This window comes from Stenotrophomonas sp. TWI1409 (assembly GCF_039673015.1).
Classification (GTDB): Bacteria; Pseudomonadota; Gammaproteobacteria; order Xanthomonadales; family Xanthomonadaceae; genus Stenotrophomonas; species Stenotrophomonas maltophilia_A.
Genome location: NZ_JBDJKU010000017.1, coordinates 1 through 22,633 on the forward strand (window position 1 = coordinate 1; position 22,633 = coordinate 22,633).

Annotated in this window: 24 protein-coding genes and 2 tRNA genes; 12 read left to right on the forward strand and 14 right to left on the reverse strand. The window is 66.7% G+C overall.

Translation table 11 applies throughout. The annotated features are described in order from the left end of the window. Positions 1–102: 102 nt before the first annotated feature. Both ABE423_RS07590 and crp read right to left on the reverse strand, forming a co-directional pair. Positions 103–864: a sulfite exporter TauE/SafE family protein gene (locus tag ABE423_RS07590; protein ID WP_014038735.1), complete on the reverse strand. Its 762-nt coding sequence runs from the start codon at positions 862–864 to the stop codon at positions 103–105. A 62-nt stretch (positions 865–926) separates the two neighbouring features. Then, on the reverse strand, positions 927–1,616 hold the full coding sequence (crp, locus tag ABE423_RS07595; protein ID WP_010482649.1) for a cAMP-activated global transcriptional regulator CRP: 690 nt from the start codon (positions 1,614–1,616) through the stop codon (positions 927–929). 149 nt (positions 1,617–1,765) lie between these two features. Between crp and speD the strand changes: the two genes are divergently transcribed. Beyond that, on the forward strand, positions 1,766–2,560 hold the full coding sequence (gene speD, locus ABE423_RS07600) for an adenosylmethionine decarboxylase (RefSeq protein ID WP_006473908.1): 795 nt from the start codon (positions 1,766–1,768) through the stop codon (positions 2,558–2,560). Positions 2,561–2,728: 168 nt separating this feature from the next. Beyond that, positions 2,729–3,049, forward strand: a complete 321-nt coding sequence (sugE, locus tag ABE423_RS07605; RefSeq protein WP_125895840.1) for a quaternary ammonium compound efflux SMR transporter SugE — start codon at positions 2,729–2,731, stop codon at positions 3,047–3,049. An 82-nt stretch (positions 3,050–3,131) separates the two neighbouring features. Here sugE and coq7 read toward each other — a convergent pair whose 3' ends face one another. After that, positions 3,132–3,776 (reverse strand): 2-polyprenyl-3-methyl-6-methoxy-1,4-benzoquinone monooxygenase, encoded by a 645-nt coding sequence (gene coq7 / locus ABE423_RS07610; RefSeq protein WP_032127169.1) that lies wholly within the window; start codon positions 3,774–3,776, stop codon positions 3,132–3,134. A gap of 197 nt (positions 3,777–3,973) precedes the next feature. Here coq7 and rplM point away from each other — a divergent pair, with 197 nt between their 5' ends. Together rplM and rpsI are read left to right on the forward strand one after the other, a co-directional pair. Then, the gene (gene rplM, locus ABE423_RS07615) at positions 3,974–4,402 is read left to right on the forward strand and encodes a 50S ribosomal protein L13 (protein WP_005414692.1); all 429 of its coding nucleotides are present in this window, start codon (positions 3,974–3,976) and stop codon (positions 4,400–4,402) included. A gap of 2 nt (positions 4,403–4,404) precedes the next feature. Beyond that, positions 4,405–4,797, forward strand: coding sequence for a 30S ribosomal protein S9 (rpsI, locus tag ABE423_RS07620; protein WP_346485643.1), 393 nt, complete (start codon positions 4,405–4,407; stop codon positions 4,795–4,797). A 326-nt stretch (positions 4,798–5,123) separates the two neighbouring features. Here the strand turns inward: rpsI and ABE423_RS07625 are convergent. Beyond that, a tRNA-Gln gene (locus ABE423_RS07625) sits at positions 5,124–5,198 on the reverse strand. 55 nt (positions 5,199–5,253) lie between these two features. After that, positions 5,254–5,330, reverse strand: a tRNA-Met gene (locus ABE423_RS07630). A 120-nt stretch (positions 5,331–5,450) separates the two neighbouring features. Here ABE423_RS07630 and ABE423_RS07635 point away from each other — a divergent pair. From ABE423_RS07635 to bfr, 3 genes are all read left to right on the forward strand, one after another. Further along, entirely contained in the window at positions 5,451–6,071 is a 621-nt protein-coding gene (locus ABE423_RS07635; protein WP_032127170.1) for an RNA pyrophosphohydrolase, read from the forward strand. A gap of 108 nt (positions 6,072–6,179) precedes the next feature. Beyond that, on the forward strand, positions 6,180–6,389 hold the full coding sequence (locus ABE423_RS07640; RefSeq protein ID WP_005411309.1) for a bacterioferritin-associated ferredoxin: 210 nt from the start codon (positions 6,180–6,182) through the stop codon (positions 6,387–6,389). Positions 6,390–6,532: 143 nt separating this feature from the next. Then, positions 6,533–7,003: a bacterioferritin gene (bfr, locus tag ABE423_RS07645; protein ID WP_005419804.1), complete on the forward strand. Its 471-nt coding sequence runs from the start codon at positions 6,533–6,535 to the stop codon at positions 7,001–7,003. A 58-nt stretch (positions 7,004–7,061) separates the two neighbouring features. On the opposite strand, the gene ABE423_RS07650 is transcribed toward bfr, so the two are convergent. Genes ABE423_RS07650 through ABE423_RS07660 form a run of 3 tightly spaced genes read right to left on the reverse strand, consistent with a single transcriptional unit; the run spans position 7,062 to position 11,822 of the window. Continuing rightward, positions 7,062–9,272, reverse strand: coding sequence for an ATP-binding protein (locus ABE423_RS07650; protein ID WP_346485645.1), 2,211 nt, complete (start codon positions 9,270–9,272; stop codon positions 7,062–7,064). Between the two features lies 1 nt (position 9,273). Continuing rightward, positions 9,274–11,160, reverse strand: coding sequence for an EAL domain-containing protein (locus ABE423_RS07655; RefSeq protein WP_346485647.1), 1,887 nt, complete (start codon positions 11,158–11,160; stop codon positions 9,274–9,276). Positions 11,161–11,204: 44 nt separating this feature from the next. Next, the gene (locus ABE423_RS07660) at positions 11,205–11,822 is read right to left on the reverse strand and encodes a DUF4126 domain-containing protein (RefSeq protein WP_005411305.1); all 618 of its coding nucleotides are present in this window, start codon (positions 11,820–11,822) and stop codon (positions 11,205–11,207) included. A gap of 179 nt (positions 11,823–12,001) precedes the next feature. On the opposite strand from ABE423_RS07660, the gene ABE423_RS07665 reads away from it, so the two are divergent. The 5 genes from ABE423_RS07665 (at position 12,002) to ampE (ending at position 15,712) form a co-directional block, all read left to right on the forward strand. Next, complete coding sequence (locus tag ABE423_RS07665; protein WP_019336613.1) at positions 12,002–12,745, forward strand: DUF6776 family protein; 744 nt, start codon at positions 12,002–12,004, stop codon at positions 12,743–12,745. Positions 12,746–12,749: 4 nt separating this feature from the next. Beyond that, the gene (locus ABE423_RS07670) at positions 12,750–13,214 is read left to right on the forward strand and encodes a polymer-forming cytoskeletal protein (protein ID WP_006398829.1); all 465 of its coding nucleotides are present in this window, start codon (positions 12,750–12,752) and stop codon (positions 13,212–13,214) included. Positions 13,215–13,245: 31 nt separating this feature from the next. After that, positions 13,246–13,638 (forward strand): iron-sulfur cluster insertion protein ErpA, encoded by a 393-nt coding sequence (gene erpA / locus ABE423_RS07675; RefSeq protein WP_005419789.1) that lies wholly within the window; start codon positions 13,246–13,248, stop codon positions 13,636–13,638. A 146-nt stretch (positions 13,639–13,784) separates the two neighbouring features. Next, positions 13,785–14,690 carry an NAD(+) diphosphatase gene (gene nudC, locus ABE423_RS07680; RefSeq protein ID WP_180838246.1) on the forward strand — a complete coding sequence of 302 codons (906 nt, stop codon included), beginning with the start codon at positions 13,785–13,787 and terminating at the stop codon, positions 14,688–14,690. A gap of 134 nt (positions 14,691–14,824) precedes the next feature. Then, on the forward strand, positions 14,825–15,712 hold the full coding sequence (ampE, locus tag ABE423_RS07685) for a regulatory signaling modulator protein AmpE (RefSeq protein ID WP_032127176.1): 888 nt from the start codon (positions 14,825–14,827) through the stop codon (positions 15,710–15,712). A gap of 497 nt (positions 15,713–16,209) precedes the next feature. Here the strand turns inward: ampE and ABE423_RS07690 are convergent, their stop codons facing one another. From ABE423_RS07690 to yccS, 6 genes are all read right to left on the reverse strand, one after another. Beyond that, complete coding sequence (locus tag ABE423_RS07690) at positions 16,210–16,635, reverse strand: DUF2752 domain-containing protein (RefSeq protein ID WP_006473646.1); 426 nt, start codon at positions 16,633–16,635, stop codon at positions 16,210–16,212. A gap of 43 nt (positions 16,636–16,678) precedes the next feature. Continuing rightward, positions 16,679–16,957 carry a CD225/dispanin family protein gene (locus ABE423_RS07695; RefSeq protein WP_032127177.1) on the reverse strand — a complete coding sequence of 93 codons (279 nt, stop codon included), beginning with the start codon at positions 16,955–16,957 and terminating at the stop codon, positions 16,679–16,681. Positions 16,958–16,991: 34 nt separating this feature from the next. Further along, entirely contained in the window at positions 16,992–17,279 is a 288-nt protein-coding gene (locus tag ABE423_RS07700; protein WP_005419784.1) for a CD225/dispanin family protein, read from the reverse strand. Between the two features lie 182 nt (positions 17,280–17,461). Then, positions 17,462–19,351 (reverse strand): MFS transporter, encoded by a 1,890-nt coding sequence (locus ABE423_RS07705; RefSeq protein ID WP_121504237.1) that lies wholly within the window; start codon positions 19,349–19,351, stop codon positions 17,462–17,464. Between the two features lie 139 nt (positions 19,352–19,490). Continuing rightward, complete coding sequence (locus tag ABE423_RS07710) at positions 19,491–20,285, reverse strand: SDR family oxidoreductase (RefSeq protein WP_049401658.1); 795 nt, start codon at positions 20,283–20,285, stop codon at positions 19,491–19,493. A gap of 140 nt (positions 20,286–20,425) precedes the next feature. Beyond that, on the reverse strand, positions 20,426–22,603 hold the full coding sequence (yccS, locus tag ABE423_RS07715; protein ID WP_293798909.1) for a YccS family putative transporter: 2,178 nt from the start codon (positions 22,601–22,603) through the stop codon (positions 20,426–20,428). Positions 22,604–22,633 lie beyond the last annotated feature (30 nt).

Here is a 22,633-nt window from a genome sequence, read left to right on the forward strand (position 1 = left end):
TTCCCTAGGTTTGTGGGGAGAGTCGGGGGGGGGCGCGCCCGCCCCCCCCCCCCCCACTACCGAATCCCGTGCAGCTAGCGCCGGGCCATGCCCGGCGTGCGCTCAGCGCGCCAGATACCCGGTCAGCGCATGCCCGATCTGGAACAGGCTGATGCCCAGCACCAGCACGCCCACGGCCACCAGCACCCAGCGCTCCTTCAGGCGCTTCACCAGCAGTGCGGCCACCGGCGCGGCCATCATGCCGCCGATCAGCAGGCCGGCCACGATCTGCAGGTGATGCAGCCCCATCGACAGCAGGAACGTTGCTGAAACTGTCAGGGTGACCACAAACTCGGCCGCGTTCACCGTGCCGATGGTGGTGCGTGCCTGGCCGCCGCGGGCCAGCAGGGTGGAGGTGGCCACCGGCCCCCAGCCGCCCCCGCCGCTGGCATCCAGGAAGCCGGCCACGAAGCCCAGCACGGGCACCCGCTTGACCTCGCCCTTGGGCATCAGGCGGCCGGCGGCACGTGCCAAGATGATGATGGCCAGCACCAGCAGGTACAGGTAGATGAGCGGGCGGATCACCTCGCCGGGCAGCTGGGTCAGGCCGTAGGCACCCACGGCGCCGCCTACGGCGCCGGGCAGCGCCAGGCGCAGGAACAGGCGCTTATCGACATTGCCGGCGACCAGATGCGACACGCCGGAGGCGCCAGTAGTGAACACCTCGGCGGTGTGGATGGCTGCACTGGCCTGCGCGGGCGGAATGCCCATGGCCAGCATCACTGACGACGACACCAGGCCGAACGCCATGCCCAGCGCGCCGTCCACCAGCTGGGCGCCCAGGCCGATGAGGATGAACCACCAGAATGCGCTGCTCAGTTCCATGTACCGAGCCTAGCGCGTGAAAGAGTGCGGACCAAGGTCCGCACCCACCGGGTGCTCAACGGTCAACGGGTGCCGTACAGCACCACGGTCTTGCCGCGGGCATGCAGCAGGCCGTCGGTCTGCAGCTTCTTCAGCACACGGCCGGCCATTTCACGCGAGCAGCCGACCAGGCGTGCCAGCTCCTGGCGCGAGACGCGCAGCTGGCTGCCCTGCGGATGGCTCATCGCCTCCGGCTCCTGCGCCAGGTCGTGCAGGGTGCGCACGATCCGGTCGGTAACGTCCAGGAATGCCAGGCGGCTGGCCTTGCGGCTGGTGTCGAGCAGGCGCTTGGAGATCTGCTGGCCCAGCGCGTAGAGCAGGCGCGGGGCATCGGCCGACAGCGGGCCGAGGAACAGCTGGTGCAGGCGCTCGTAGCTGATTTCGGCCAGCTCGCAGGCGGTACGGGTCCTCAGGATCACCTCGCGGCGGTCCGATTCAACGAACAGGCCCATCTCGCCGACGAACTCGCCGGCACCGAAGTAGCCCAGCACCAGCTCGCGATCGTCATCTTCCTCGGCCATGATCGAAACCGAGCCGCTGATGACGTAATACAGGGTTCCCGCCGGGTCACCGGGTCGGAAGACGTCGGTACGGGTGGGGTATCGCCGCCTGTGGCTGTGCGCCAGGAAACGATCGATTGTGGCGATATCCAGGGCCAGTGGACTGCTAGCTAGGCGCACGGTTGACACGATAGGAGCGCTCCCTCTGCGCATGAACGGATTCACGGGGTCGATAGCGGAGCTTAACCAGCGCAATTGTTAAGGGCAAACAGTGTGCCAGATGTGAGCGCTCTTCACGTTCCCCCCGGGGACAGTTTGCCCCATAATTCCCCCTTTCCCTTCTTACACAGGAATCGACCGCCGTGGTCAAGCCGTTGCCTCGCCTGAGGCTGCAGGGTTTCAACAACCTCACCAAGGCGCTGAGCTTCAACATCTATGACGTGTGTTACGCGCGCACCGAAGAGGAGCGTCAGCGTTACATTGAATACATCGATGAAGAGTACAACGCCGACAGGCTGACTCAAATCTTGACCGATGTCGCCGAGATCATCGGCGCCAACATCCTGAACGTGGCCCGCCAGGACTACGATCCGCAGGGTGCCTCGGTGACCATCCTGATCTCCGAAGAACCGGTGATCGACAAGAAGCAGGCCGGCAAGGAGCTGATCTCCGATGCCGTGGTCGCGCACATGGACAAGTCGCACATCACCGTGCACACCTATCCGGAAACGCACCCGCAGGAAGGTATCGCCACCTTCCGCGCCGACATCGACGTGGCCACCTGCGGCGTCATTTCGCCGTTGAAGGCGTTGAACTACCTGATCGAAAGCCTCGAGTCGGACATCGTGATCATGGACTACCGCGTCCGTGGCTTCACCCGCGATGTGAAGGGCAAGAAGCACTACATCGATCACAAGATCAACTCGATCCAGAACTTCCTGGCCAAGAACATCAAGTCGCGTTACGAGATGTTCGACGTCAACGTCTACCAGGAAAACATCTTCCACACGAAGATGCACCTGAAGGACTTCGACCTGGACCAGTACCTGTTCGAGGAAAAGGCCAAGAACCTGTCGTTCAAGGAGCGCATGAAGATCGAAGCGCTGCTCAAGCGCGAGATCGAAGAGCTGTTCCACGGCCGGAACCTGTCCGAGTAAGCCCCATGTGCGATGCCCGCAGGCATCGCCGCCCAGGCGGGACGACCCGCCCCGTGGAACCAGTGCCCCGCACGCGTTACAGTTCCACGGTGATGTACCGACCCACGGCCCGGTGTGAAAACACCGGGCCGTTTCGTTTTTCTCAAAAAAGGTAAGGAGCCCCCACCCATGCCCTGGATCTACCTGCTGCTGGCCGGCCTGTTCGAGATCGGTTTCGCCCTCGGAATGAAGTACTCCGAAGGCTTCAGCAAACCCCTTCCCACCGCTGCCACGGTCGTGTCCGCGCTGATCAGCCTGTACCTGATGAGCCAGGCGATGAAGAGCATCCCGGTCGGTACCGCCTACGCGATCTGGACCGGTATCGGCGCCATGGGCGTGGCGGTGCTGGGCATCTACCTGTTCAACGACAGCGCATCGCCGGCCCGCCTGGCCTGCGTGGGCCTGATCGTGACCGGTGTGATCGGCCTGAAGCTGGTCTCGCCCAACTAAGGCGGCCCGACCAACGGTCGGGCCCCACCGTCGGGCCCACCGTGCCCTTGGGGAGGCCCCCACCGTTGGTGGGGCGCCCCGGTCAAATGCGGTAGGCGATGGTCTTCATGACCTTGGAAGCCAGCGCCATCGCGCCCGGGATCGGGAACGGCAGGCGGCGTGCGCCGGCCTGCTCGGCGTGGTCCGCATGGCGGGCCTCGTCTTCCTTCATCACGGCGATGACCGCGCGGCTGCGCAGGTCGCCGGCCGGCAGGTCGACCAGGTGCTCGTCCAGATGGGCTTCCACCTGGCGCTCGGTCTCGACCACGAAGCCCAGGTTCCAGCCGTCGCCGCGCAGCCCGGCCAGGGTGCCGATGGTGTAGCTGCCGGCGTACCAGAGCGGGTTGAACAGGCTCGGACGGCTGTCCAGTTCGCCCAGGCGGGTGGCGCACCAGGCCAGGTGGTCGGTTTCTTCTTGGGCCGCTTCCAGCAGGTGTTCACGCGTGGCCGGGTCGCGGGCCACGGCCGCCTGGCCGAAGTAAAGGCCCTGTGCGCAGACCTCGCCGACGTGGTTGATCCGCATCAGGCCGGCCGCGTGGCGGCGTTCGGTGCTGTCCATGCCCGGCTCGTCGGTGTCCGCAGCCGGATAGGGGCGGGCCGCCGGCGGGTTGCCGAACACCGTGTCCAGGGCGCGCTGCGCCTCGGTCAGCAGGTGGTCCAGCGGGGTGATCTGGCGGAGCACGGTCATGGCGGTACACGGTGGGGCGGAAGACCCCGCGATTCTCGCCCGACCCCGTCCCCCTGCCAACCCGGTCAAGGGCCGGCTTGCAACGGGGGGCTGACCTGCGTACAATCCCGCCTCTTACGCTTCACCTTTTCACAACGCGTGGCAGAGTTCCGGCGAGCCTTTCGCCGCAATGAGCCCGACCTAACCTAGAGTTCTTCATGAGCACTTTCACTGCCAAGAACGAGACCGTCCAGCGCGACTGGTACCTCGTCGACGCCGAGGGCAAGACCCTGGGCCGTCTCGCCACCGAGCTGGCCCGCCGTCTGCGTGGCAAGCACAAGCCGGTCTACACCCCGCACGTTGATACCGGCGACTACCTGGTCGTCATCAATGCAGAAAAGATTGCCGTCACCGGCAAGAAGCTGCAGGACAAGATGTATCACCGTTTCACCGGTTACATCGGCAACCTGAAGACCGAATCCCTGGCACAGGCGCTGGAGCGCCACCCGGAGCGCGTGATCGAGATCGCCGTGAAGGGCATGCTGCCGAAGGGCCCGCTGGGTCGCCAGATGTACCGCAAGCTCAAGGTCTACGCCGGCACTGAGCATCCGCACGCCGCACAGCAGCCGCAGGTTCTGGATATCTAATCATGGCTATCACTCAAAACTACGGCACTGGCCGCCGCAAGTCCTCCACCGCTCGCGTGTTCCTGCGCAAGGGTTCGGGCAACATCACCGTCAATGGCCGTCCGCTGGACGAGTTCTTCGGTCGTGAGACCGCGCGCATGATCGTGCGCCAGCCGCTCGAGCTGACCCAGAACACCGAAAGCTTCGACATCCTGGTCACCGCCGCTGGCGGCGGCACCACCGGCCAGGCCGGTGCGATCCGTCTGGGCATCGCCCGTGCTCTGGTCGAGTACGACGAAACCCTGAAGTCCGAGCTGCGCAAGGCTGGCTTCATGACCCGTGACGCCCGTGAAGTCGAGCGTAAGAAGGTCGGTCTGCACAAGGCTCGCCGCGCCACCCAGTTCTCCAAGCGCTGATCTACCGCGCCTGGTTGGGCTCCTTCGGGGGCCCGCTGGTTGGACAAGCAAAAGCCCGGCTTCGGCCGGGCTTTTGTCGTTCTGGGGTCGTGGATTTCCTGGTTGCCGGCCAGCGGCCGGCGCTACCCGGGGTTTCGCATCTCGGAAGGGGTAGGGGTGGCGCCGTTTCCTGCGGGGCAGGGTCCGGTCCCGCAGCGCCTCTCTGGAGAAGAGCCCCCTTGTTGTTCAAGGGGGTGCGCCGACAGGCGCGGGGATAAGGCGGGATGCGTGACCAAACAAAAAAGAAAAAAGCCTGATCTTTCGATCAGGCTTTTTTCTTTTTTGTTTGGCTGCCCCGGATGGATTCGAACCACCGAATGCCTGAGTCAGAGTCAGGTGCCTTACCGCTTGGCGACGGGGCAAAACGTGCAACTATTTTCTCACTTTTCACGCTGAAAAACAACTTGATTTTCAGTGTGGTGGCTATGGGTGGACTCGAACCACCGACCCCAGCATTATGAGTGCTGTGCTCTAACCGGCTGAGCTACATAGCCTTGGTGAGCCCGCTATTCTGCGGATGTGTATCGCCCCTGTCAACACTTTTGTATCGTGCTTGTGGGCCGACAGGCGGCATGGGATAGTCCCGACCAGTAGATTTTTTAGGAGTCCGCATCGTGATCGATCCGGACGGCTATCGACCGAACGTCGGTATTGTGCTGATGCGGCAGGACGGCCAGGTGTTCTGGGCACGACGTGTGCGCCGGGACGGCTGGCAGTTCCCGCAGGGTGGCATGAATACCGACGAGACGCCTGTCGAGGCCATGTATCGTGAACTGCAGGAAGAGACCGGCCTGCTGCCTGAGCACGTGGAAGTGCTCGGGGCAACGCCCGGCTGGCTGCGTTACAAGCTGCCGGCGCGGGCCATCCGCCGCAACGAGCGGCAGGTCTGCATCGGCCAGAAGCAGGTCTGGTTCCTGCTGCGCCTGACCGGCGACGAGTCCCACGTGAAGCTGGACCACACCGACTCACCCGAGTTTGACCACTGGCGCTGGGTGGACTTCTGGTACCCGGTGGAGCACGTGGTGATGTTCAAGCGTGGCGTCTATGCGCGCGCCTTGCGACATCTGGCGCCGTTGGCGCGCGGGGTGGCCGGGCAGGGCGTGACCGCCATGCCCAAGAGCGCTGCGGAGGCCTGGATGCCGGGCCATACCGCCGGGCATGACCGCCCACGCAAGCGCCCACGGACCCGCGGCTACTGGCCGAAGAAGGCCACCGGCGATGGTCCGGCCACGTGACCGGCTGAACCGTATCGAGAATGGTTCAGGTCTCTGATTGACAACCATTCTCGTTTCCATTGGAATAGCCAACAGGCCACTCTTGGCCTGTCAGCCCGGTTCACGCCTGTGTACGTCTGCATCTGCAACGGAGTCACCGACCACCAGATCCGCGAAGCCGCCAGCCATGGCGTCAGCACGGTGGCCGAACTGACCATGCGTACAGGGTGTGGTGCCACCTGCGGTTCCTGCCTGGACATGGCCGGCGACCTGCTGGCCAAGGCGCGTGCGACCCACGATCTGCCGCTGCCGGTATTGGGCCTGGCCCAGGTCGCCTGATCGTCTCTTTCGCGGCGCGTTGACGCCGCGCTTTCGCATCCTTCACGTGCGGCCGCACAGGCCAATGCGCACGATTCGCGTTCCTTCACGGCCGCGCGCAAGGCGTTAAAGTGCCTGCGTTTTCAGCGTGCAGGAGCACCCCCATGAAGGGCGACACCAAGGTCATCGAATTCCTCAACAAGGTCCTCTACAACGAGCTGACCGCGATCAACCAGTACTTCCTGCACGCCAAGATGCTGAAGAACTGGGGCATCAAGGAGCTGGCCGAACACGAGTACAAGGAATCGATCGACGAGATGAAGCATGCCGACATGCTTGCCGACCGCATCCTGTTCCTCGAAGGCCTGCCGAATTTCCAGGCGCTGGGCAAGCTGCGCATCGGCGAGAACCCGACCGAGATCCTGCAGTGCGACCTGTCGCTGGAGCGCGACGGCGTAGTGACCCTGCGCGAGGCCGTGGCCTACTCCGATTCGGTGGGCGACTACGTCAGCCGTCAGCTGTTCGTGAAGATCCTCGACTCGGAAGAAGAGCACATCGACTGGCTGGAAACCCAGCTCGACCTGATCGAGCGTATCGGCGAGCCGAAGTACCTGCTCAGCAAGCTGGAAGAGTGACGTAGCGTCGAGCTTGCTCGACTGTGATCAGCATGGCGATGGTCGAGCAAGCTCGACGCTACCGATGCTGTGCCAGGTAGCCCGTCAGCGCCACGCGCGCCCGGGCGAATTCGGCAACCAGCAGCGCCACCGCCACCGCGGGGCGCTGCAGGCTGCCACTACGGGCTTCGTGCTCGATCCGCTGCGCGATTGCCGACAGCGACAACGCCCCCACGTTCGCACTCGATGATTTAAGGCTGTGGGCGATTGCCTGCAGTCGCGGCTCGTCGCTGCTCTGCGCGGCCTGCTGCAGCTGCTGCACCATCGCCGGCGCATCCTCCAGGAACACCGAGACGATCTGGAGGGCGGTATCGCCGATCACCGCGTGCAGTTCGTCCAGCACATCACGGTCCAGCACCGGTTGCGTCACCGCTTGGCTTTTCGTCTCTTGTAGAGCCGGGCCATGCTCGGCTGATGGAGCGCGACTGCTATTGGCCGTCAGCCGAGCATGGCTCGGCTCTACAGAAGGCCGTGCAGGTGATGCAGCTCTACCGTCCCCCCAGCGCTTCAAAAGCGCATGCAAGGTGGCGCGCGCGATCGGCTTGGACAGGTAATCGTCCATGCCGGCCTGCAGGCAGCGTTCGCGGTCACCGGCCATGGCGTTGGCCGTCATCGCGATGATCGGCAACCGCGAGCACCCGGTTTCCGTTTCTTCCGCACGCCAGCGGCGCGTGGCGGCGTAGCCGTCCAGCACCGGCATCTGGCAATCCATCAGCACCACGTCCACGCCGCCTTCGCGAAGGGCGGCCAGTGCCTGCTTGCCGTCGGCGGCGTTGCGCACCTCGCACTGGAACACGCGCAGCAGATGCTCGGCCACCATCCGGTTGACCGTGTTGTCTTCCACCAGCAGCACGCGCAGGTGCAGTGGCGGCAGCGTCGGTGCGGGCAAGCCGTCTTCGGCATTGGCCAGCAGGGCGGCAGGGCGGGCAGGCGTGGCAGGCGCCGCCAGCAGTGCATGCAGGGCTGCACCATCGAAATGCGGGAGCAGCTGGCGTTGGCGCGGGCGTTGTGCAGGCGTGTCTTCCTGCAGCCACAGTACCTGCAGTGCATCATCGTCGCCGCGCTCGGCCAGCGCCTGCTGCAGCGTGACCTCGCCGTTGCGGCGGGTGCGGGAATCGACAATCAGCCATGCCGGTGCTGGTTGTCCGGGCCGCGCGGGAGCGCGCAGGCGCTCGACCACGGCATCCAGCTGTGCCAGCACCTGCACCTGCAGCCCATGGTGGGCGGCGATGCGCTCGATGCGTGCCTGCAGCGTTGCATCGGCGCTGAACAACAGTAGCGCTGCGGGGGCGCGCGTCATCGCAGGCAGGTCGCCGGGTACTTTCAGCAGCGGGATCTCGAACCAGAACGTTGCGCCCTGGCCGGGCGTGGACTGCACGCCGATCTGCCCGTGCATCAGGTCGATGATGCGCTTGCAGATGGCCAGGCCCAGGCCGGTGCCACCGTAGATGCGCGTGGTCGAGGCATCGGCCTGGCTGAAGGACTGGAACAGGCGTGCCTGCAGTGCCTCATCGATGCCGATGCCGGTGTCGATGATCTCGAAGCGCAGCTGGTGCTGGGCCGCACCTTCGCCCAGGCGCTGCACGCGCAGCTGCACCTGGCCGCGGGCGGTGAACTTGATGGCATTGGCCAGCAGGTTGCTCAGCACCTGGCGCAGGCGTACCGGGTCGCCGCGCACCGGCAGGCGCACCGATGGGTCAAGCTGCAGGGCCAGGGACAGGCCCTTGGCATCGGCGGCGCGCTGCATCAGCTGCACCACGCCATCGAGCAGTTCGCGCAGGTTGAAGCTGGTGATCTCCAGTTCCAGCGCCTGCGCTTCCAGCCGGGAGTAGTCGAGGATGTCGTCGACGATGCGCAGCAGCTGCTGTGAACTGGCCGAAGCGGTGGCCAGCATCTGCCGCTGGTCCTCACCCAGCGGCCCGCGCGCGATCAGCTCCAGCATCGGCAGGATGCCGTTGAGCGGCGTGCGGATCTCGTGGCTCATCGTGGCCAGGAACTCGCCCTTGGCCAGCACGGCCGCTTCGGCGGCCTGCTTGGCCTGCAGCAGCTGCTGTTCCAGCTGGCCCTGGCGTTCGGTGGTATGGCGCAGCTGGTCGCGCTCGGCGGCCAGCGCGCTGTGCTCGCGCTGCAGCTGGGCCAGTGCCCGGCTGCGCGCGCGCAGGCGCATGCCCAACAGCAGCAGTGCGACGGCCGCAGCAAGGGCAACCAGCAGCACGCCCCACAGCGGCACCTCAGAGCACCGCGTTGTGGAAGTCGAAGTTCAGGTCACTGCCGGCCGACTGCACCATGTTGCCCTGGATGTAATCGACGCCGCCGACCCACATCGCTGCCGCGGCCTGCGGGTCCTCGATCTGCTGGCCGATGATCTGCAGCCCGGCGGCATGCGCCTGTTCGATCGCCTTGCGCAGCTCTTCGCGCGCGGCCGGATTGGAATGACTGCTGGAGAAGCGCGCGGCCATGCGCACGAACGACAACGGCAGCTGGGTCAGCAGCGCATCGGCTTCGCCCCCGGGTTCGAACTGGCTCAGGCAGAAGCGCACGCCGGCGCCGGCCATGCGCTGGCAGAACTGCTGTAGCGGCACGGTATGGATCAGCGCGTCGGGCAGGCGCACGTCGATCACCAGCGCACTGCCGGGCAGGTCACGCTGCTGCAGCGATTCCAGCAGCCAGTCGCCAAAGGCATCGCGCTGCAGGGTGCGCAGCGACTGCGAAACGAACAGGTTCAGCGGTTGCGTTGCGTGCCGGTACAGGTCCAGCAGGCCCAGCGCATGGTCCATCACCTGCTGGTCGAGGTCGGCGATGCGGCCTGCCGCTTCGGCGGCGGGAATCACCTGGCCGGCCGTCAGCACCGTGCCGTCGGCCTGGCGCAGGCGCAGCAGCAGCTGGTACTGCGCGGTGTTGCCACCGGCGACAGCGACGATCGGCTGATAGGCCAGCTCCAGCTGGCCTTCCAGCAGTGCCAGGTGTTCCTGTTCGGTGACGGCCTGGCGATGCACGTGGCCTGCCACGCCGGCGCTGAGCAGGCGTGCCTGCAGGGTGGTGCGCTCGACCGCTTCCAGTGCGGCGTTGGCATCGTCGAAGCCCGGCGACAGCGGCGCGTAACCCACCACGCCGCGCAGATGCACCGATTCATCATCGCGGATCACGAAGGCGCGCGCCGAGAGCTGCTCACGCAGGGTCGCGGCGATGCTTTCCAGGCTGTCTTCATCGGTATTGCGGGCCAGCAGCAGGAAGCTGTTGTCGTTCAGGCGTGCCAGCAGGTGCGGATGGCCGGCCTCGGCCAGGCGCTGCCCGGCCTGCACCATCAGGCGCTCGAAGGCGGCGTAGCCATAGCGTTCGCGCAGGCCCAGCGCGCTGGCCACTTCAATGAAGAACACGCCGCCCCGGTCGCGGTGGGTGAGGGTGGCGTTGAGTTGCTGCAGCACGTGGTGACGTGTCGGCAGGCCGGTTTCCGGATTGCTGGTGGCCGGTGCGCCGGTAGCACCAGGCAGGGTTGCTGCCTGCGCACGTGCGCGGCGGATGCGGTTGGCCACCGCCGCGATCAGGTGGCGGGGGCGGATCGGCTTGCTCAGGTAATCGTCGGCGCCACTGTCGAGCACCTCGAACTGGCGCTCCGGGTCCGGATCGCCGCTCAGGAACACGATCGGCAGCAACTGCAGGCCAGGCTGCTGGCGGATCAGCGCGGTCAGGCGCATGCCGTCCAGGCCGGGCAGGTGCAGGTCCATCAGGATCAGGTCGGGGCGATGCTCCTTGATCGCCTGCAGCGCGCCGTCGGCATCGCTGTGCACGATCGCCTGCATGCCGGCGCCATGCAGCACGCTCTGTGCGAACAGGGCCTGCGCGCGGTCGTCCTCGACGATCAGCACGCGGTAGGGCGAATCGGAGGGCGGCGGCGCCTGGTCGTTGTTGCCAGCCTCGGCAAGCACGGCCGGGGCCGGCAACGGCGGCGGTGCGCTGCCGATCGATGCGGGTGCGTCGGAGGCGGCCAGCGGCGGAACCGCGGCCGGCGCTGCGGCGACCGCGCTCGCCGGTTCAGCGGTCCAGCGTTGCCAATGATCGGCCGGAGGGGTTTCAGCGCGTCCCGGGCGGGCGCCCGCGGGGGATTCGTTTGCGGCCATCGGTGCTCCTGGTGTTCGCGTCCATTATGCGACAAGCCCGGCGATCAACCGGTACCGGGCTGGCGTGGACTGTCGGGCGACGCACTGCGTGCCAGCCAGCGCACGCCCTTCCACAAGGTGCGCCAGACCAGCCACACCAGCAGCGCGCCGGCCAGGCTGCAGGCCAGCACCACGATCAGCGCGATCCACGGGTGTGCCAGGGCCAGGGCCAGGCCACCGACCACCACGGTGTCCTCGGCTGCGGAGGCCACCCAGTTGCTGGCAGGCTCGGGCGAGGTATTGAGCAGGGCGCGGGTGCCGGCCTTCAGGCCATGGCTGGCCAGCGCGACACCGGCACCGGCAGCAAGTGCGCCGGTGCCCAGCTGCCCATCCGGCGACAGCGTGGCTGCGGCAAGGAAGGCACCTGCGGGTACGCGTGCCAGGGTCTGCACCAGATCCCACGCCGAGTCGACGCCGGGAATCTTGTCGGCGAAGAATTCGGTTACCGCCAGCGCTGCCGAGGTGCCCAGCACCCACCACGATTCGGTGGCCTGCAGGGCCGGCGGCAGGTCGACCCAGCCGAGCAGGCCGGCCAGGCCGACACCGAACACGGTGAGGTAGACGCGGATGCCGGCCAGCCAGGCCAGCAGGATGCCGATCACGAACAGGTGGGCTTCGGTCATGGCGATGCTCCGGCGACGGAACTGTGCAGGGGACCACACTATCGACGATGGCATGCCTGAACGCCACAGACGGTGGCTCGCCACTGCGCAGGAAACCCACCCGTCCTGTCATACACTAGCCCGTCGTTTGCCACAGGGGCCGTACCGGTGTCGCCCTCGCGATGCCCCGGAATCCACCCATGACCAACCGTCCTCCCATGCGCGTGCAGGTTCGCCTGCCCGGCGCGCCGCAACCGCCGGCCGACCGTCGCCGCCTGCTGGTGATCGGCGGCATCTGGCTGCTCAGCCTGGTGCTGGCCGTGCTGGGTGGCTGCTGGATGGCCACGCCGCGCGATGCACAGGGCCAGCGCCTGCAGGCCGCCGAGAAGCGCGCCGAGACGTTGCAGGCGCAGCTGACCGAACTGCGCCAGAAGCAGGCCACGCTGGAAGCCTCCGACCGCATCAGCCGCGCCGCCAACACCGAGGTGCAGTCCTCGCTGGCCGAACGCGATGAGGAAATCGCCGGCCTGCGTGCCGACGTTGCCTTCTATGAGCGCCTGGTGGGTTCGACCAGCCAGCGCAAGGGCCTGAACACCCATTCGATCGAGTTCAGCCCGGAAGCGGCCGGCACCTGGCAGTACACCGCCGTGCTGACACAGAACCTCAACCGCGGCGCCATCAGCCAGGGGCAGATGCGTTTCACCGTGGAAGGCGTCAAGAACGGCAAGCTGGCCACGATCAGCTGGGATGATCTGCACCAGCGCAGCAAGGTACCGGGACAGGATTACTCGTTCCGGTACTTCCAGCAGCTCACCGGCAGCGTGATGCTGCCGGCTGACTTCACCCCGCAACGCGTGCGGGTGACATTGGGGAGTGGTACGGGGGGTACCACCCAGGTATTCGACTGGAAACAGGCCGGTGCGCCGGCCGCCAAAGGGGAGTAGGCAGATGTTCGGAAGCAGCAAATCCAACCGTGAAGGCCAGCTGGTGGTGGATGCCCTGATCGGCAACCAGGTGGTGATCCGCGGTGATGTGGAATTCAGTGGTGGCCTGTATGTGGAAGGCCGCATCCACGGCAAGGTGATCGCCGCCGAAGGCGCCAGCGGCGCGACCTTGACGGTCGCCGAGCATGGCGTGATCGAAGGTGAGATCCGTGCCCAGGTGGTGGTCATCAGTGGACGCCTGGACGGCGACGTGCATGCCACCGAGAAGGTCGAACTGACCCCGAGCGCGCGGGTCAATGGCAACGTCCATTACCAGGTGGTGGAGATGAATGCGGGTGCCCAGCTGAACGGCCGCCTGATCCATGCCAGCGCCCCGATGGCGGCCCTGCCGGCCCCGGAAGGTGATGAGGCCAATGGCGGCAAGGGTGACACCGCCGCACGCCGCAAGCTGGCCGAGGCGATGGCTTGAAAGCCATCGTCGGCACCCCCATGCTGACACCATGAGCACGCTAGTCTCCCTGCCCGGCGCCACCCCGGTTGCCGCGCCCGATTACCAGTCGCTGGAGCGCCCGCTGAACTTCACCGAGTCGGCGGCCGCCAAGGTCAAATCCCTGATCCAGGAAGAGGGCAACCCCGACCTGGCCCTGCGCGTGTACATCGAAGGCGGTGGCTGTTCGGGCTTCCAGTACGGGTTCGAGTTCGACGAGAACCGTGCCGAGGATGACCTGGCGGTACAGACCAGCGGGGTGACCCTGCTGGTCGACCCGCTGAGCCTGCAGTACCTGATGGGCGCCGAGGTGGACTACACCGAGAGCCTGACCGGTGCCCAGTTCGTGATCCGCAACCCGAACGCCAAGACCACCTGCGGCTGCGGCAGCAGCTTCAGCATGTAAGAGGCCTGTGGCCGGAAGGTGCCAACCAAGGTTGGCACCTCAGTAGATCCACGCCATGCGTGGATGCTGTGCCTGCACGCCCACACCGGCAGATTGCGCACAGCGCCGAACTTGCCACCTGCATCGATTGGCGGCACGCTTGCCGGATGCCCAATACTCCTTCGCCGCTTTCCGGTTTCGCCTTCGTTGGCGAACCGCTGGAGCGCGCCGATGCCCTGCGCGACGATGCCGATGCACTGGCGCGCCTGTGGCCGGGCGCGCGCATTCTCGTGCTCGATCAGGACGGCAGCGTCTTCACCGGCGATGACGACCAGCCGCTGGCGCTGACCGGCGCCGACATCGGCGGCGGCCCCGGTGCCGCGATCTTCCTTGGCCTGCGTGGCGAGCAGGCCTGGTTCTCGGTCGAAGCCGCCAACGTTACCGTCACGGCCCCGCGCCGCCTCGACCTGCGCCAGGCCGCACTGCTGTGGCCGATGGCCGATGCGACCGCCTTCAGTTATGCCCGCGGCATGTCCTACTGGCACTCGCGCACCCGCTTCTGCGGCGTGTGCGGCGGCGCCGTGGCGTTTGCCCGTGGTGGCTTCGTCGGCCGCTGCGGGCAGTGCGCCACCGAGCACTACCCGCGTGTCGATCCCGCCGTGATCGTCGCCGTGGAAAACCAGGGCCGGCTGCTGCTGGGCCGGCAGTCGAACTGGGCACCGCGGCGTTACTCGGTGCTGGCCGGCTTCGTCGAACCCGGCGAGACCTTCGAGCAGACCGTGGTGCGTGAAGTGCACGAGGAGAGCAAGGTACGGGTGACCGCCTGCCAGTACCTCGGTTCGCAGCCGTGGCCGTTCCCGGGCGCGCTGATGATCGGTTTCCGTGCACAGGCGCAGGATGACCTGCCGACCGTGGATGGCGAGCTGGAAGATGCGCGCTGGTTCAGTGCCGACGAGGTCGGCGCGGCACTGGCACGCGATGTGGAGGACGATGGCCAGGGCATCCGCCTGTCGCCGCCGATCTCGATTTCGCGCGGCCTGATCGAACACTGGTACCGGCAGCAGAAGGGCTGAGCGGGGCTGACGGTGGCGCCTGTATTGCCGCCACCTGAACACGGCCCGGGTTACAGTCCGGTTCACCGCTGAGGGCGCCGCTGCGACAGGTAAGGTAGCGACGCCGAGCGTTCTGTTTCGTAGGGAGACCTGCCATGTTCACCACTCTGGCCGCCGTGCTGGTGGCACTGGCCCTGGGCCATGTTGCCCCGGCCGCTGCCGCCTCGCTGCGCCGTTTCGACGGCTTCCGGCGTTGGCTGGGCTGGCTGGACGCGCGGGGTGGCAAGGCCTGGCAGGGACCGGCCGGCGTTGCCCTGGCACTGCTGCCGCCGCTGCTGCTGATGGCGCTGCTGGCGTGGTTGCTGCGTGGGGTGCTGTTCGGCCTGCCGTCGCTGCTGCTGGGCGTGGCGGTGCTGGCGTGGTGCTGGGGCCCGCGCGATCTGGACCGCGATATCGAAGCGATCATCGATGCCGATGACGCGGCGACGCGCCAGGCCGCGGTACGTAACCTGCAGGCGGCCGGTGGCAGCCTGCGCGAGGACATTCCGTCACTGGTCGAGGCAACCGTGCTCAACGCCTTGCGGCGCTGGTTCGCGGTGCTGTTCTGGTTCCTGCTGCTGGGCCCGGCCGGTGCTCTCGGTTACCGGCTGCTGGCGCTGATGGCGGAAAGCCCGATGCGTGCCCGCGTGCCGGTGGAGCCGCTGGCGCTGGCGCAGCGCCTGCTGGGCTGGATCGAGTGGCCGGTGGCGCAGCTGATGGCATTTTCGATGGCGCTGGTGGGCAACTTCGATACGGCGTGGAAGGCCTGGCGCCAGGCCCACGGCGAGCGCCTGGCCGGCAACATCGGCTTCCTGGGCGCGGTGGCGCGGGCCAGCGTCAATGCCGAGCTACGCGAGGATGCGCACGATTACACCGAGGCGGGGCTGTTGCCGGTGTGGCAGCGGTTGCCGGACCTGCGGGATGCGATGAGCCTGGTGTGGCGGATGCTGCTGCTGTGGCTGGCGATCCTCGCCCTGCTGGTGATTGCAGGCTGGGTGACGTAGTTGCTTTGCAGGGCTTGCAGCCCTGCACCTGCAGAGGCAACAGCAACAGCAACAGCAGCTCTGGATTGGTGATGGTTGGGCGGGGCGGTGTGGGGCTGCAGGACACGCCGTAAACCCGTCCTTGGGGGCTCGATGGCGCCATCCATGGCGCCAACGGTCCTGCAGCCCCACACCGCCCCACCCCCGACAGATTCCCGCGGCTGTTGGTAGGTGTCGACCTTGGTCGACACGGTAGATCCACGCCATGCGTGGATGCAGAGCGAAGCGATCCGCTTCCGCTTTCGCTTTTGATCTTCTCTTTCTTTTCCGTGGTGGACGCACACGGAAACTGTCCGTGGCCGGGCGGGATGGGTTTGCGGGGGTGTCCGCGGCATGGATGCCGCGGCCAAGCCTCCACGGACGGATTCACGGCGTCCCCCGCAAACCCATCCCGCCCGGCCAACCCCATGATCGACAAACGCCGCCCACCACGAGGGGCTGCGCCGTTGGCTGGAAACCTAGATCGGTGCCAGTGCAGTGAACGGTGCCCACGGCAGGTTGCGCAGCAGCGCATACCCGGGCAGCACCCAGAGCCAGAACACGGGATTGGCCAGCACCCGCATCAGCGGGTCGAGCACACGCGGGCGGATGCCGGCGATGTTCAGCAGCATCAACAACAGGAACGGCAGGCTGATGACCAGCAGCGGGTTCATCGCCATCGCGCCGGGCAGGTCGAAGTGGACCAGGGAATACAGGCAGCGCGTGCTGCCACAGCCCGGGCAGTACAGGCCGGTCAGCGCGTACAGCGGGCAGCTCGGCAGGGGATTGCCGGCGACATACGGATTGACGTTGCGCAGCACCACCGTGGCACCCACGGCCAGGCCGGCGGAAACCAGCAGCGGTGCCCAGCGGGCGAGTCGGGAACGAGCGGGAAGCGCGGACATGCAACAACGGATCCGGCGCAGGCGCCGGATCCGTCCAGGCGTATCAGTAGTTGCCGTTGCTCATCGCGCCCATGCCGCCGAGCACAACGAAGAACAGCACGTACAGCACGACCAGCACGACCCAGGCGATGGCCGACCACATGGCCCACTTCTTGGCCTTGGCGGCGGAGTCCTGGGCGCCGGCGATGTCGCCGGCCGCCAGCTTGCCGTTGACCTGGGCGGCGTAGACGATCGACACGATGCCGGCCGGCAGGCAGCAGAACAGGGTGGTCAGGATCGCCCAGACCAGGTTGTTCGGGACCTGCGGAGTAGCAGTATTCATGGGTTCAAGCTCCTTGATGGGTGGTGGTGGTGAATCATTGGTCGGAAAGAGCGCCCAGTACGGCCAAGCCGCCGAACAGCCCGAACCACAACAGCAACAGGACCGGCAGGGCCACGGCCGAAGCCACCGCCCACCAGCCCGCCTTGCGCGACGCACTGTAGGCCCCCGGCAGGTCGCCGGCCGCGCGGCGGCCATCGACCTGGGAGGCGTACACGATCGACACCACGCCCAACGGCAGGCAGCAGAACAGCGTCGTCAGGATCGCCCAGACCAGATGGTTGGGGATGTAGACCGGACGGCTGAGCGGTGGTGGTTGATTCAAAGCGAGACTCCATTCCTTGGTGGCCGGCCATGATGAATCGGCCGGACCTCCCCCCTGTGGGTGCGTAATCTACCGCAACCTGCGTTGCATGTATGCGTTTACAGTCACGACATGTCGCGTACACCACTGGACGGTGACGTATGTGGGGGAGTCCGCTGGGCCCGCTCGGCGGGCCCATCTCGTCAGGCGTGATCGCCGCGCAGGGCCCGCACCTGGGCCTCCAGCACCGGTGCGCTGGTGCTGTGGCCATCCACGGCCGCTGCCGCCACCACCTCGACGGTGGCGCGGAAACGGCGCGGCACGCGCATGCGGCCCAGGCGGCTGTCGCGCCGGCTCCACATGCTCGACCACATGCCGCGCAGCGCCATCGGCACCACCGGCACCGGCCGCCGTTCGAGGATCTTCTCGACGCCGGACTTGAACGGTGCCATCGCACCATCCTTGGTCAGCGCGCCTTCCGGGAAGATGCAGACCAGCTCGCCTTCGGCCAGCGCAGCGTCGATGTCATCGAACGCGCGCTGCATCAGCGCCGGGTCTTCGCGCGCACCGGCGATCGGGATCGCCTTGGCGGTCCGGAAGATCCAGCGCATCACCGGAATGTTGAAGATCTTGTAGTACATGACGAAGCGCACCGGGCGCGGGATCGTCGCCGACAGGATCAGTGCGTCCATGTAGCTGACATGGTTGCAGACCAGCAGCGCGGCGCCCTCGTCGGGCACGTTGGCCTCGATGCCGTGCGGGCGCAGGCGGTACAGGGTGCGCACCATCAGCCAGCTGAGGAAGCGCATCAGGAATTCGGGGACGATGGTGAAGATGTAGATCGCCACCAGTGCGTTGGCGATGGCCAGCGCCAGGAACTGCTGCGGGATGGTCCAGTGCAGCAGCTTGTGCGCGGCCAGCGACAGCAGGGCTGCGCCGACGATGAAGCCGGAGTTCTGGATGTTCAGCGCCGCAAACACGCGCGACATCTGCGCCTTCGGCGTGCGGCTCTGGATCAGCGCGAACAGCGGCACCACGAAGATGCCGGTGAACAGGCCGATGCCGATCAGGTCGATGACGATGCGGATGCTGCCCGGCTGCTGCAGGAACGTCCCGATGGTCAGTCCGTGCACGGTCGCTTCGCCGCTGCGGGCGAAATACAGGTCGAGCAGGAACGCGGTCATGCCGAACGCACCCAGCGGCACCAGGCCGATTTCCACCGTGCGTGCCGACAGCTTCTCGCACAGCAACGAGCCAACGCCGGTGCCGACCGAGAACAGGGCGAGGGCGAACAGATACAGCTTGGGTTCGCCGCCGAGGTTGGCCAACGCGTAATTGGGCAGCTGCGAGGTCAGCACGGTACCGACGAACCAGAACCAGGATACCCCGAGGATGGCGTTGCGCACCGCCTTCTGCTGCCGTGCCATGCGCAGCACGACCCGCGACTCCGGCAAGGGGTTCCAGTTGATCTTCAGGTTCGGATCGCCGGCGTCGACCTTGGGAATCAGGCGCGCCGCGATGTTGCCGCAGATGGCCAGAGCGATCACCGCTGTGGCTGCCACGATCGGACCGTAGCTGCCCGCAAGCAGGAATACAGAGCCGCCGATGATCATGCCGGACAGGATCGAGATCGAAGTACCCATCTCGACCAGGCCGTTGCCGCCGGTCAGTTCCTCGGGTTTCAGCACCGAGGGCAGTACCGAGTACTTTACCGGGCCGAACAGGGTCGACTGCATGCCGGTACAGAACAGAGCGACCAGCAGGAACGGCAGGTTCTCGGTGATGAAACCGACAGCCGCCATCGACATGATCACGATCTCCATGGTGGTGGTGATCACGATCAGCCGCGATTTTTCCAGTTTGTCGGCGATCTGCCCGGCCAGCGCCGAGAACAGGAAGTACGGCAGGATGAAGATGGCTGGCGCCAGCGTGGTGTAAAGCGAACGCTGCTCCTCCGAAACGCCCAGATAGAACAACAGGCCGATGATCGCCTGCCGGTACACGTTGTCGTTGAACGCTCCGAGCGCCTGGACGACGAAGAACGGCAGGAAACGGCGCTGGCGCAGCAGGGCGAACTGGTTGTGACCGGACATGGAGCCTCCTTGACCGGCGCAGCCTAGCATTCCTGCCTATCCGCCGGGACCATGGCGGGATGCATCCACGCATGGCGTGGATCTACTGAAGCCCCACAACTGTGGGTGCGGACCGTTGGTCCGCACACCTTGATAGGTCTCAGACGATATCGTCGACCACGCCGCCATCCACGCGCAGCGCCGCACCCGAGGTCGCCGAGGCCTGCGGCGAGGCCAGGTACACCACCATGTTGGCCACTTCCTCGACCGTGGCGGTGCGCTGGATCACCGAAGACGGCCGGTGTGTCATCACGAACTCGCGGCCGATCTGCTCCAGTGGCTTGCCGCTGCGCTGGCGTTCATCTTCGAACATCGCCGCGAAACCGTCAGACAGGGTCGGGCCGGGCAGCACCGCGTTGACGGTGACGCCGCTGCCGGCCACGCGCTTGGCCAGGCCGCGCGACAGCGACAGCTGCGCGGTCTTGCTGACGCCGTAGTGGATCATGTCGGCCGGAATGTTGCGTGCCGATTCGGACGAGATGAACAGGACGCGACCCCAGCCGGCATCGACCATGGCCGGCAACAGTGCCCGCGACAGGCGCACGCCGGACATCACGTTGGTCTGCCAGTAACGTTCCCAGGTCGCGTCTTCGGTCTCGAAGAAGTCCTCGGGGCCGAAAATGCCGGCGTTGTTGACCAGGATGTCGACCTTGGGCAGGCCTGCCAGCAGCGTGTCGACGCCGGCCGCATCGGAGAGGTCGGCGGCCACGCCGAGCACGTCGGCACCCGGAACGGCGGCGAGCAGGCGCTGGCGGGCGCGTTCGACGCTGTCGGTGCTGCGGCCGTTGAGAATGATCCGCGCGCCCGCGTTGGCCAGGCCCTGGGCAATCGCCAGGCCGATGCCGGCGGTGGAGGCGGTGACCAGCGCGGTACGGCCGGTGAGTTCGATCTTCATGGAGGAATCCGGGGCAGGGGATCACCCAGTATCCGCGCGGGAACGTGATCGGGGTGCATCGCCATACGCAACGCACGGTTGCACGCGATGCAGTGGATCCACGCCATGCGTGGATGGAATGTCCGACCAGCGATGAGGGATCAGGTCAGGCTGCGCACCGCTTTATTCGCCGCCGCCCGCACCTTCGGCAGCATCCGCAGCACCAGCGCCATCTGCGTGCGGATCAGCTGCAACTTCGGCGGCATCGCCTCGTCGATCTGTTCCAGTTCGGCCGCCACCGCGCGATCAGCGTCGTTGTCGTCCTCGCTGACCGGCTGCCGAGCGCTCAGGGCCGTCGCCAGCTGCTGCAGCGCCTTGCGCACGCGCTCACCGGCAGCCAGCGCCAGCGGATCGCCGGCGTAGCTGTCCACCTGGTCGCGGTGCGCACCCAGGGCCGACAGGTGCCCGAGCAGTGTGTTGGACAGCGCCAGGAAGTGGAAGCCGGCATCCAGATTGCGGCGCACATGGCCGGGCTCACGCAGCATGTTCGACAACGCGGTGGATAGCGCGGCGTCGGCGTTGTGCATGTCGCGGCGGGCGATGCGGTAGGCCAGATCGTCACGCATGCCGCTGCGGTACTGGCCCAGTACCGAATCCAGGTAGCGCGCGGCGGTGTCCAGCACGCGCGCCAGCACAAGGTGCAGCTGGCGGCCCTGCCAGTCGGGCAGGATCAGGAACGCGGCCGCCGCCGCGATTGCACAACCCAGCAGCGTATCGACCATGCGCGGCACGATCAGCACGAAGCCGTCGCCGATCAGGTTGAAGCAGGTCAGTGCCATCACCGTAATCGCCGCCGAGGCCACCAGATAGCGGTCGGTGCGGGTGAAGAAGAACAGCAGCGCCGACAGCAGCGCGATCAGCAGCTGTACGTGCAGCTGTGGGAACAGCTGCAGCAGTGCCCAGGTCAGCACCAGGCCGGCCACGGTGCCGACGATGCGTTGTGCAAGTCGCTGGCGGGTCGCGCCGAAGTTGGGGCGGCACACGAACACGATGGTCAGCAGCACCCACGAGCCGTTCTGTGCATTGAACAAGCGGATTGCCGCGAAGCCGGCGATCAGGGCCAATGCCATGCGCAGGCCGTGGCGGAACAGGACCGAGCCGGGCGTGAGCTGCTGGCGCACGCGCACGCCCATCTCGCGCAGGGTGTGCGGGTTGCTGTCGCGCAGGCGGGTATCGACGTTGTCCAGGCTGGCCTCGGAGCGCTCGGCATCCAGCAGGCGGCGCTCGATGCTGCGCAGGTTGTGCACCAGCAGATCCAGCGAGCCAAGCAGTCGCTGCCACTGCGGCCGCTGCTGGTCGCGCAGATAGGCCAGCGCATCGGCCAGGTCGCGCCCGGCCTGCTGGTTGCTTTCGCCATACACGAACGGACGGCGCAGGCGGATCGCCTCGCCCAGCCGTGCGCAGGCCTGCCCCTGCAGGTCGAGCAGGCGCTGGCAGCGGTACAGCACATCGCTGTGGAAGAAGGCATCGACCAGCGCACCGTAGGGGTAGTGCGAGGAGCTGGCGCGCTCGTGGAAATCCTGTGCCATGTAATAGAGGCGCAGGTACAGGCCGGAGTTCACGCCGGGCCGCCCGGAACGGCCGAAGCGGGCCAGGATCGCGGTCTTGGCTTCATTCAATGCACCGACTACGCGCCGGTTCTGTTCGGCCAGGTCGAGCTGGCGACGCTGCAGGTCGGCCTCGCGCACCGGCTCGAACAGTGTTGCCTTCAACTGCAGGTAGCGGCCCAGTTCAACGTACAGTCGCGCCACGCGTTCGCGTACCGGACGGTTGGCGAACAGTGCGGTCCACAGGATCGACAGCAGGCCGTACCAGACCGCACCGGCCAGCAGGTGGCTGACCGCGTCCAGCGCGCTGTGCAGGTCGCTGGCGCCATGCTGCTCCAGCCCGATCATGGTGTAGATCGCAAGCGTTACCGTGGCCTGGGCGATGGACGCGTAGCGCTCGCCGAGCGCACCCAGCAGGGTCAACCCGAAGGTGGACAGCGCCAGCGCGCCGATGAAGATCCACGGCCAGGGGAACAGCCAGATCACCGAGGCGGCGGCGAGGCAGAAGCACAGCAGCGACAGCAGTACCGCCTTGGTACGGCCCCACCAGTTGTCGTCGGTCTCGGCGATGGCGCTGGCGATGATGCCGAGGAACACGCCGGGCAGGGCAGTGAGCGCGTCCAGCTGCCAGCACACGGCAAGCGCTGCGGTCAGGGCGATGAACACCCGAAGGCCATAACTGGCCTTTTCGTGGGCCCACAGGCGGCTGAGGCGGGATTCGCGGGCGGGCATGCAGGCTCGGTGGAAGGGTCTCCCACCATT